The following is an 8,055-nucleotide window of genomic DNA, read 5'->3' as shown; positions in this document are numbered from 1 at the left end:
CAGCACGGGCGGCTGCCCTGGCGCTCTCGGTCGCTCCCCATCCCGCAGCACGCGATCTGCTGGCCGGCCGGCCGGAGGCGCAGGCCATCGCCACCGGCAGGCTCGACTGGACGAGGCTGGAGAAGGAAGCAGCCTGATGTACATCGACCCGCACGCCCACATGATCAGCCGCACGACGGACGACTACGAGGCCATGGCCGAAGCCGGCGTCGTAGCCGTCATCGAGCCGGCCTTCTGGATCGGCCAGCCGCGCACCTTCACCGGCACCTATGTCGATTATCTTTCATCCATCGTCGGCTGGGAGCGCTTTCGCGCGGGCCAGTTCGGGATCAGGCATTATTGTACCGTCGGCCTCAACTCCAAGGAGGCCAACAACGAGGAGCTTGCCGAGGGCGTGATGGAGTGGCTGCCGCGCTTTGCGCTGAAGGAGGGCGTGGTGGCGATCGGCGAGATCGGCTATGACGAGCAGACGGATCTCGAGGACCACTACTTCCGCGCGCAGCTCGAGCTCGCCAAGGAGCTCGACCTGCCCGTGATGGTCCACACGCCCCACCGCGACAAGAAGCGCGGCACCACGCGCTCCATGGACGTGATCGAAGAGCACGGCCTCGACCCCTCCTGGGTGGTGATCGACCACAACAACGAGGAGACTGTGGCCGAGACGCTGCAGCGCGGCTTCTGGGCCGGCTTCTCCATCTATCCCTCCACCAAGATGGGCAACCGCCGCATGGTGGAGCTGCTGAAGCAGTATGGCGGCGAGCGCATCATCGTCGATTCGGCCTGCGACTGGGGCATCTCGGATTCGCTCGGCGTGCCCAAGACCGCGTGGCTGGCGCTCGAAAGCGGCATCCCCGAGAAGACGGTCAACTGCGTCTGCTACGCCAACGCACTGGAAGTCTACGGCAAGAGCGGCCAGATCCGCGAGGAGGATTGGCTGAGCCCGCCGGAGATCGACCAGCGCACGCTCTATGCCGGCAACTCCATCCTGCGCGGCGGGCGTGAGCCGGTCATCGGCACGGAAAAGCGCAAAAGGCGCGACGATCTCGTGATCGAGTAGGGCAATCTTTCCTCAGCGTGCTCCATGAGTTCGGACCTGGGGCGGCGATAAGCTCGTCATTCCTGAGGCCGGCCACAACTACGGCTGGCCGGTGGTGTGTTGGGGCTGGCACCATTTCGGCGAGCCGATCCCCAATCCGCATGCCGAATACCCGACCGCAATTTCCCACTCGACGCCCGTGATCTCTCCCGGCGCCGAGGACGCCACGAGCGCATTTCAAGCACCTGAAGGAAACCGGGCGTGGCCTGCGCCCCCTGCCCGTGTGATAGCAGAAAGAGCGCGTTTCCAGGTAGGACGACTAATCCTCCAGGAGATAGCCCCTTCGGTGTTTCAGCGGAACGACGCCGGCGATCTTCGCAATCACCTGATTGGCCGCGACCAGCTTTTTCAGCCGTCTGGTGACCACAAGCCCATCGGTCCCCGCGTGGAGCGTGATCCGTTCCTGGCTACCGGCCGCGGGTGGGCTGACAATATCGGCAATGGGCTGCCCGCATTTTACCCTTTCCCCGAGTTCCGCGTGATAGACGACGACGCCGAACTGCGGAGTCCGAACGATGTCGCAGGCGTCGAATCCAGTGAGTTCGCACAATGGTTCCGGAGCGGCATCGGCATCTCCGGAGAGATACCGTCGCCGGCGCAGGACGTTGATCAGCGCCGAAGCATCGGCCCGGGCGATCTCGTCGCCAACGTCGACAAAGCCGCGCAATTCCAGCGTGATGGCCTGGCAGCCAATCGGAATGGAGCAATCAGGAAACGCCTCTGCAAGCCGCAGCCACGGCTCCACGCCCGCTTCCGCGAAGGTAGAGCCGCCCGACCGCGCCTGGGAGAACACGACGTGGCAACCAAGCTCGGCTGCAAGATCCCTCACCTCCGGCCAGATCTCCGGATGGACGAAGAGGTGCATCAGACCCTCGTCGTCGCAATGGAGATCCAGCACGAGGTCGCAGTCATAAGCTTCCCGGGAAAGTATGGCCTGCAGGGAGTCGATCGGCGTCGCCTGCGGGTGCTCGTCGATAAGCTCGCGGATCGCCGCACGGATCACGGCGCGATTGGCGTTCGCATCGTCTGTCAGCCGCCCGCCGACCCGTTGAACGATATCATCCCCCAGCGCCGGCCAGTTGCGATTGAAGTTGCGACCGCTCGGCAAGTCGTAGCGGCCCAGATGGTCGCCATTGATATATTGTGCGAGGCCGAGCGGATTGGCGGCAGGGACGAGGACGATCTGCCCGGTGATCTCGCCGCGCGCATCAGCTTGGTCGAGCTTTTCGGCCAGATGATGAGCAACAAGCAGCCCCGGTGCCTCGTCGGCGTGAAGGGCGGCGTGGATGTACGCCTTGGGGCGTGCTTCGGGCGCCCCGTAACGCAACATCCGCACGGCAGTTCGATTGCCGGGCGTTCCGCCGGAAAGCGGCACGTCGATCACTTCGCGAGACATGAAGAGCTCCGGTTTGATGCGTTAGGCGGGAAGCGGAAAATGACATTTGAAGACATGTGAACCATCCTCGCCCTCATCCGCCGTCGGCTGGGGAAAGACGCGGCCGCAGATGTCCTGGGCGTAGCGGCAGCGCGTGTGGAACTCACAGCCCGAAGGCCGCATCATCAAGCTCGGCACCTCGCCACTGATCTCGACCCGGTCGAGCACCGCGTCGGGATCGGCCTCCGGATTGGCCGAGAGCAGCGCCTCGGTATAGGGATGGCGCGGCCGCTCGAAAATCGCATCGGTGGGACCGACCTCGACAAAGCGGCCGAGATACATGATCGCCATCCGATCGGTCATGTGACGCACGACGTTGAGATTGTGCGTGATGATGAGGATAGCGATGCCGAGCTCGCGCTGGAGGCGGGACAGCAGATTGAGGACTTCCCCCTGCACCGAAACGTCGAGGCCCGCCGTCGGCTCATCGGCGATGATGAGATCCGGCTCGAGCGCAAGCGCCCGCGCCACCCCCACCCGGCGCGCCTGACCGCCGGAAAGCTGGTGCGGATACCGGCGCCCGAACTCGACCGGGAGGCCGACCATCTTGAGCAGCCGGTCGGCTTCCGCAGCGGGATCGCGACCGGTGATCCCGTGTATGCGGAACGGCTCCATCAGCAGCGTACGCACCGTCAGGCGCGGCGAAAGTGACCCGACGGGATCCTGGAACATCATCGCCATGCGCCGGCGGTACGGCTTGCGGGCGCTGCCGGTAAGGCCCGTCAGTTCCTGGCCATCGAAACGGATCGAGCCTTCCTGCGCATGGACGAGCCCCATGAGCGTGCGGGCGATCGTCGATTTGCCTGAACCGCTCTCGCCCACCAGCCCCAGCGTCTCGCCCTTGCAAATGTCGAAGGAAACGCCGCAGACGGCATCGATGAATGGATCTTCTGCACGGGTGGCCATTGCTTTCAGACGGCTCATGGCGCGAAAGCGGACGCGGAGATCGTTGACGGACAGAAGCGCGCTCATGCGGGCGCCTCCGCTGCATCGTCGAGGAGATGACAGCGCGCCCATTGGGTCGGGGCGAGGTCGCGCGACGCCGGGACTTCGGTCACGCAACGGTCGAACGAATGGGGGCAGCGCTCGCGGAAGATGCAGCCGGAGGGCGGTTCGACAAGGTTGGGCACCTCGCCGGGAATGGTCGGCAGCACCCGCGTCTTCGTCCTGATCCGCCCCGGATCGCACTCGAGGAGCGCTTTCGTGTAGGGATGGCCGGGATGATGGAATATCTGCCGCACCGTCCCGTATTCCACCATCTCGCCTGCATACATGACGGCGACGCGATCGCAGAGCTCAGCGACCGTGCCCAGGTGATGCGAGACGAAAATGATGGAGCAGCCGATCTCCCGCTGCAGGTCCTTCAACAGATGGATGATCTGCACCTCGAGCGTGGCGTCGAGCGCTGTCGTCGGCTCGTCCGCTATCAGGAGCGCCGGTTTCACCAGGAGCGCCATGGCGATGCAGATGCGCTGGCGCATCCCGCCCGAGAACTCGTGCGCGTAGCCGCCGATCCGGCTTTGTGGATCCGGAATGCCGACCCGCTCCAGCATCTCGATGGCACGCCGCCGCTTTTCCCGCCGCGATCCACCCTGGTGGTGCTGGATATCGATCATCTGCTTTTCGATGGAACGTACCGGGTTGAGCGCGGTCATCGGGTCCTGAAAGATCATCGACATGCGGTTGCCGAGGAGTCTCCGCCTTTCCTCTGCGGTCATGGACAGGAGATCGTGCCCTTCGAAGGGGATCGCACCGCCCGTCACCTCGGCGTTTTCCGCGAGCAGCCCCATCACGGTGTAGGCAAGCGTGGACTTGCCCGAGCCGCTTTCGCCGACAACGCCGACGATCTCGCCGGGCTGGACTGCAAGGCTGACGTCGCGAAGGGCGTGGACACGGCCGCGCGGCGTCTGGAACGCGAGGTCGAGATCCACCACCTCCAGGAGCGACGGTCGACTGCTCGCCATCTGCTCGGCGGATTCACCCGGTCTCATAGTTCTTTCCGCAGCTTGGGGTCGAAGATGTCCCGAAGCGCTTCGCCCAGGAAGGTGAAACCCAACGTGGTGAGTACGATCGGAATGCCGCCGGAAACGACGGGCCAGACCGACTGGTTGATGTAACCGTAGCCGTCATTGAGAATCGTGCCCCAGGAGGGTGTCGGCGGACGCACGCCCATGCCGAGGAAGCTCAGGCCCGCTTCCAGCGTAATGACGAGCGGCACATCCATGCTCACGAGGATCAGAAGCGGCCCGATGACGTTGGGCAGAATGTGGATGCCGAGAATCCGTGGCACACCGGCTCCCATTGCCCGCTCTGCGATTATGAACTCGCTGTTGCGCAGCGCGTGCGTCTGGGTGCGCACGACGCGCGCATAGATCGGTACCGTCGTCACCGCGACGACGAAGATCACGCTTGCCAGGCTCGGCCCGAGCAGGGTGACGACCGCCAGGGCGAAGATGATCACCGGGAAGGAGCGGATCGTGTCGAAGAGGAGCAGCAGCGCGTTGTCGAGCCAGGGCGGGCCGAAGCCTGCCAGGAGCCCGAGCAGAAGCCCCACCGACAACGCCGTCCCCAGTGCCGTGGCCGAGACGAGAAGCGCTACCTGCCCGCCCATGATGACCCGCGAGAAGACATCGCGTCCGAGCTGGTCGGTGCCCATCAGGAATTCGAGCGAGGGCGGCGCAAGCCGCGGGCCCACCATGATCTGCGTCGGATCGTAAGGCACAATCAGATCCGCGAAGATCGCGCTCGCCACCATCAGCACGACGAGCACCGCGCCGAAGAGCCCGAGCGGGTTGCGGGCGAGGCGGCGTGCGAAGCCGGTGAGTGCGCCGAACCTTGCTTCCTCGACCGCGATCGCGTGCGTTCCCTCGGCCATCTCAGAGGTCCCCGCGGATTCTGGGATCGAGCGCCGCGTTGACGAAGTCGGCGATGGTGGTGGAGACGACGAAGAGGACGGTCGTGACCAGCACCGTTCCCATGACGATGGGGTAATTGCGCGAATCCACTGCCTGCACGATCAGCGTGCCGATGCCCGGCCGCGCGAAGACCACCTCGACGAAGACAGCCGCCGAGAGAAGATGCGCCATGCCGACGCCGAGAATGGTAACGGTGGGCAGGATGGCGAGCGGCAGGGCGTAGCGGGCGACGATACGCCCTTCCGACAAGCCGAAGGATCGCGCCATCCGCACATGGTTCTCGCCGAGGATCTCCAGCATCGAGGCGCGCACGATACGGGAGAGATAGCCCACCCAGCCGATGCCGACGACAAAGGCCGGCAGAATGAGATGGGTAACCCCACCCCAGAAGCCCGAGCCCGCGCCGATGGCAGGCAGCCAGTTGAGCCAGACGGCGAAAATCAACAGCGCATAGATCGCCATGACGAAGGACGGGATGGCGATGGTCGCCACCGCCATCACGCCTACCACCTTGTCGATCACCGAATTGCGCCGCATCGCCGAGTAGCAGCCGAGCGGCACCGCCACGAGAACCGACCAGGCGATCGCAGTCAGGATGAGGGCGATCGTATAGGGAAGCTGTTCAAAGACGATGCTGCGGACCGGACGCTGGGTGAAGACGTCGAAGCCGAGGTCGCCCTGCAGCAGGCCGCCGAAGAACATGACCACCTGCACGGGAAGCGGCTGATCGAGACCCATCCGCTCATGAAGCTCCGCCCGTAGTTCGGGCGTTGCCCGCGGACCAAGAAGTACCGCGGCAGGATCGCCCGGGACGGCCTGGATCATCACGAACAGAAGGGTGACGGCGATCACTGTGATCGCCATCGCCAGCACGATCCTCTTGAGGACGTAGAGCCACATGCCAGCCGACCCGGCGGCCTAGTTCGAGGCCGGGTCGAAGTCGATGTAGAGCGGGCGTCCGTCCGGGCGCGTCGCCGCCTTCACCTTGGAGGCGCGGTACATGATCGGCGAGCCTTCATGGGTGAGGAAGCGATAAGCGCCGGACTCCTCCATGATGTCCTGCATCTCATGATAGAGCTTGGCCCGCTCCTCGTCGTCTTCCACTGCCACCGCCAACTCGTTGAGCTCGTCGAAACGTTCGCTCTTGAAGCGCTCCCAATTCCAGACACCCACCTGGTCGCGCACGAAGAAGGTCGTGGCGTAATAGGGGTCCGGCACCATCGAGAAACGCTGGACGATCAATTGCATCTCCTTCCAGCGCTCGCCCTCCGATTCCATCCCGATGGTCCAGAAGGAGCCCGAATCCTGAACGTTCACCTCGACCACGATGCCGATCTGCGACAATTGCGCCTGCACCACCTCGGCAATGGTCGAGAAGGTATTCTGGTTGAGCGCGTCGATGGTCAGCGTGAGGTTCTCGACGCCGGCCTTCGCGAGATATTCGCGCGCCTTTTCGAGATCGCCTTCCGGCGGGACGAGGGCTTTTTCCCTGTGACCGACAAGGCCGGGCGCGATGAGGCCGGTGGCCACTTCCGCCTGTCCCGAATAGGCCGCGTCCATGATCTGCGGTATGTTGATCGCCCACTGGATCGCCTTGCGGACATTGATGTCCTGAAGCTTGGGATGATCGGTGTTCATGCCGACATAAACGTAATAAAGCGAGGGCTTTTCCTCGATCGTGGTGTCGGCCGGCGGGCTGCTCTTCAGCGTCGCCAGCGAATCGAGACTGAAGTCGGTAAAGTCGAGATCGCCAGCCTGATAGGCGCGCTCCGCCGTCTTGACGTCGCCGATCGGCAGGATGCGCACCCGGTCGAAGCCCGGCTTCGGCCCCTTCCATTCGGGGTTGCGCGCCAGGAGGATCGACTGGTTCGGCTTCCACTCCTCGAGCACATAGGGACCGGAGAAGCAGGGGGGATTCATGCCGAAATCACCACCATTGCCGGTCGCCTCCATGACCGCCTTTTTCGAAACGATGTGGCCGCAGCCATAGGGCAGCGTGATATTCCACAGTGGCACGAACGGATTTTTCAGCACGATGACGCCGGTATAGTCGTCCTCGATCTCCACATGGTCGAGCGGGCCCCAGTCGCCCTTCACCGGGGAATCGTGCTCGATCACCCGCTCGAAGGAGAACTTCACGTCCTCTGCCGTCAGCTCGCCGTAGCCGCCGGTAAACTGGATACCCTTCTTGAGACGAAAGCGGATGTGGGTCGGGTCGACCTGCTCGACGGATTCCGCCCCTTCCAGTTCCCAGCCCCACTCCGAGCCCGGCACATAGCGGGTGAGCTTGGTGTAGATGCAGTTCATCACGTCGACATTGTAGGCGTTCTGGTAGAAGCCGGGATCGAGCTTGTTGATGTCCGCATAGGAGCGGGCGATGAGTTCCTTGCCTTCCGCCGCCCATACCGCCTGCGACAGCGGCAGGCCGGAGGCGATGACGCCGGTGCCCAGCCCGGCGCCCACCTTGAGGAGCTGTCTTCGGCTCATTGTCACGTCAGTCATGCTTGCCTTCCCCTTTTTTTGATGGAGCGGCCCCTTTCTCCCAGGTGGCATCGCCCTTTGTCGCTCGCCGTCCGCCAGTAACGGAAGGCCCATTGTTTGGTGGGTTC

The 8,055-nt window shown here is 64.0% G+C and carries 7 protein-coding genes; 1 reads left to right on the top strand and 6 read right to left on the bottom strand.

Annotation, left to right across the window (positions count from 1 at the left end):
* The first annotated feature begins 136 nt into the window (after positions 1–136).
* Positions 137–1,057 carry a TatD family hydrolase gene (locus ACFP9U_RS12645; protein ID WP_378621865.1) on the top strand — a complete coding sequence of 307 codons (921 nt, stop codon included), beginning with the start codon at positions 137–139 and terminating at the stop codon, positions 1,055–1,057.
* 298 nt (positions 1,058–1,355) lie between these two features.
* Here the strand turns inward: ACFP9U_RS12645 and ACFP9U_RS12640 are convergent, their stop codons facing one another.
* The 6 genes from ACFP9U_RS12640 to ACFP9U_RS12615 are packed head-to-tail and all read right to left on the bottom strand — an operon-like array spanning position 1,356 to position 7,948.
* A complete protein-coding gene (locus ACFP9U_RS12640; RefSeq protein WP_378621863.1) occupies positions 1,356–2,492 on the bottom strand; it encodes a succinylglutamate desuccinylase/aspartoacylase family protein in 1,137 nt (378 codons plus the stop codon).
* Between the two features lie 21 nt (positions 2,493–2,513).
* Positions 2,514–3,503: an ABC transporter ATP-binding protein gene (locus ACFP9U_RS12635; RefSeq protein WP_378621861.1), complete on the bottom strand. Its 990-nt coding sequence runs from the start codon at positions 3,501–3,503 to the stop codon at positions 2,514–2,516.
* Entirely contained in the window at positions 3,500–4,522 is a 1,023-nt protein-coding gene (locus ACFP9U_RS12630; RefSeq protein WP_378621860.1) for an ABC transporter ATP-binding protein, read from the bottom strand. Before ACFP9U_RS12630 ends, ACFP9U_RS12635 begins: the two co-directional genes overlap by 4 nt.
* On the bottom strand, positions 4,519–5,406 hold the full coding sequence (locus ACFP9U_RS12625) for an ABC transporter permease (RefSeq protein WP_378621858.1): 888 nt from the start codon (positions 5,404–5,406) through the stop codon (positions 4,519–4,521). Before ACFP9U_RS12625 ends, ACFP9U_RS12630 begins: the two co-directional genes overlap by 4 nt.
* A 1-nt stretch (position 5,407) precedes the next feature.
* Positions 5,408–6,346 (bottom strand): ABC transporter permease, encoded by a 939-nt coding sequence (locus tag ACFP9U_RS12620; RefSeq protein WP_378621856.1) that lies wholly within the window; start codon positions 6,344–6,346, stop codon positions 5,408–5,410.
* 18 nt (positions 6,347–6,364) lie between these two features.
* Entirely contained in the window at positions 6,365–7,948 is a 1,584-nt protein-coding gene (locus ACFP9U_RS12615) for an ABC transporter substrate-binding protein (RefSeq protein ID WP_378621855.1), read from the bottom strand.
* Between the last annotated feature and the right edge of the window lie 107 nt (positions 7,949–8,055).

The organism is Nitratireductor sp. GCM10026969 (genome assembly GCF_042660605.1).
GTDB lineage: Bacteria > Pseudomonadota > Alphaproteobacteria > Rhizobiales > Rhizobiaceae > Chelativorans.
Note: the sequence above shows the minus strand (reverse complement) of the source record. Positions and strands in the feature narration are given on the sequence as shown.